This is a genomic window from Candidatus Margulisiibacteriota bacterium, assembly GCA_041650855.1.
Taxonomy (GTDB): domain Bacteria; phylum Margulisbacteria; class WOR-1; order O2-12-FULL-45-9; family XYB2-FULL-48-7; genus JALOPZ01.
Map to the genome: position 1 here is coordinate 1 of JBAZKJ010000010.1, position 3047 is coordinate 3047.

The following is a 3047-nucleotide window of genomic DNA, read 5'->3' on the forward strand; positions in this document are numbered from 1 at the left end:
CGCCACTCGGCCCATTAATTGATTTCCCGACTACCCCCCAGCCCTGATTGCCATTCGCGTAACCGTAAACACCAATATTGTCGGCCCCATCTCCGGCTAAAGCCACGCCATGGACACCGTGCCCGCCATAACTGTTGGCCATGCCATAAACACCATATCCGGTATTTCCCGAACCGCTGACATTGTTGTATGACGACAATCCATAGACCCCAACCGCGCCGTTCGTCGTCGCTTCACCGGAAATCCCAACCCCGGAAGCGTTGGTCGTCTTCACCCTAACCGCGTAAGCGGCCGTTGTCGTTTGAGCGGTCGTCGGGCCAAGTTTGACGTAGCCGGAGAGATCAACTCCGCCACTCGGCTCCCAGGAAAGAGCCCCGGCTCCATCATTGGTCAAAACAGTTGAAGAGCCCGGATTGGCGCTTGGCCAAATGTAATGCACCGTATTAATATCGAGCGAAGCTGTTTCGAAAGAAACAGGCCCGTTTCTGGTCACCAAAGCGTAGCCATCCGGTCCGGCAGTTTCGCCGCATAACGCGATACTGTTCATCGCCATAGCGTTAACATAACCGTAAACGCCAAAACCATCACTGGTAGCGGAACCATAAACCCCGTAACCACTGCCGCTGTCGGTCCGCCCGTAAACACCAAAGTTTTTTCCGCCGGCCGAACTCTTCCCATAACCGTAAACACCGGTCCCGGTATCGCCATCCGCCTCAAAATAACCGCCGTTGTTCCCCGCGCCGGTTGTCGCGTCAGCTAAACCATAAACCCCATGGCCAGTTGAGGTCGAGGTATAACCATAAACGCCGCTATCGGTGGAGTTATCCATCGTCGTCGGCGCTTCCCGGCCCAGTTCCCCGTAATAATTACCGGTCGAGGTTATCCCAAGAGCCCCAATAGAGAATCGGCCGATCGCCGGTCTGGTCCCACCCTTAAAATAACCGCCGGTCCCGCCGGTGGTAGAGCTATTCGCGCCATACATTCCATATCCGGAGCTGGCCGTTGTTTCCCCGGAAATACCCACCCCGCTGGCATTGGTGGTTTTAACCTGGATAGCGTAAGCCGCCGTCGTCGTCTGACCGGTCGTCGGACCAAGTTGAACGTAGCCGGAAAGATCGGGCAAAGATCCAGCCCCGAAATTAACCCAGGACGCGCCATTGTAACCGCGGAAATTAGCGCCATCAAATTCGATCAATCCGGTCTGCGCCCCATAAATATTACTGCCGACCTTCACCCCGCCGTTGATATCAAGCTGGTCCTTGATCTTCACCGGGCTGGCCCCTTCGATCGTCCCGGTCACTTTTAAATTCCCCTGGACATGGAGCAACGCCTGCGGATTAGAGGTCCCAATTCCGGTATTGCCCTGAAAATAGTTTTTACCGCCGGTTGATCTGACCGCGTAGCCGCCGGCATTCGCTTGCTCGGCAAAGATAGCCGTAGAATTGGCGTTGTTCGCCTTTCCATGGATCGCTTCGCTGGTCGAGATCGTCTCGCCATAGACCCCCGCTAAATAAAACTTTGTCCCCAAGTAACCAATGAAATGGCCATCAAGGGTTTCTCCACCCACCCCGGTAAGGGCCGATCGCCCGTAAACCCCGGTGTAACCTCCGGAACCCCAGACCCCGGTAGACGAACCATCCGCCCCCACGCCGATACCAGAAGGTGAAGTTCCATACAAACCATAATCAGCACCATAGCCATAGGCACCATAGTTGGTAGTCGCTCCCGCGGCCTCAAAATAGCCGCCGTAATTATTCAATGAAGCCCCGCTTTTGGTAACGTATACTCCATAGTTGTTTCCGCCGGCCGCCGCTCCACCATGCGCGATCCGCACCGCCGCGTAACCATTGGTGGTGTTGCCAGTTGTTACATAAAGACGGTCCGTATTAAGAAGACCGGTCGAACCGATCGCCAAGCCACCGTTCGTATTATCCCAGTGGAAATTGCTGTTCGCACCCAATGATGTCGCGTCGGTCCAAAAGGCAACTTTATTGACGACGCCGCTCCCCGTAACCATTCCCGCGCCGCCGGTCGCGGCCGCGGTCAAGCGGCCTTGCTGGTCAACGGTAATGTTGGAGTTGGTGTACGTTCCCGGAGTAACCGCCGTATTGGCCAACGCGCCAGCCGTAACCACCCCGGTCCCAAAATGGGTCGCGTTGATCCCGCCGGCCGCGATCGACACCGTACCCGTCGTATTGATCGGTCCGCCGGTCAACCCGCTCCCGGTATTAACCTGCGTCACGGTCCCGGTCCCACCCGGCGATCCCCAGGCCATGCCGGTCGCCGTGTAGGTCAAAAGATAATTATTGGTTGGATTATTCATCAGGCTAAGTTTCGGTTCCGTGATCGCGTTATCGGTCACGCCCGCCGTGATCACCGCGTTGCCGGCAATGGCTCCCGCCGTAACCGCGCCGGTTGCCAAACTGGAAGCGACAATGGTGTTGGCCGCGATCGCGCCGGTTGTGACCTGCCCGATCGTCAAATTATCGACATAATCAACTTTACCGTTGTTCCCAACGTCGTAAGTCGACTTGTACATATCCCCACCCCCACCACTCGCGTTAACCGTGATCGTCTGTCCAGCTTGACCGAGCGTTATCCCGGTCCCGCCGACAAAAGTAACGTTATCCCGAAGTAGGGCCCCCGATCCCTGGGAAGTGATGCTTGTTACGACCGCGTTGCCGGCGATCGCCCCAGCCGTAACCGCCCCGGTCGAGATCGCCGCCGCCGTTATGACGTTAGTCCCCAAATTACTCGCCAAAATCGAATTAATGGCGATCGCTCCGGACGTTACCGCCCCAGTTGAGATCGCGCCGGCAGTAATGACGTTAGTGCCTAAATTACCGGCTGTAATCGCGTTCACGGCGATCGCCCCGGAAGTCACCTGGCCGATCGTTAAATTATCGACATAGTCGACCCGGCCGTTGTTCGCGACATCGTAAACCGATTTCAGCATATCACCGCCCGCCCCTTGAGCGCTCCAGGCCATGCCGGTCGGGGTATAGGACAAGACCGTATTATTCACCGCCGCGTTCATCACGTTCAAT

Annotated in this window: 1 protein-coding gene; it reads right to left on the reverse strand. The window is 56.6% G+C overall.

What is annotated here, in order from left to right:
* A partial coding sequence (locus WC529_09095; protein MFA5114425.1) for a hypothetical protein occupies positions 1–3047 on the reverse strand: 3047 nt, incomplete at both ends.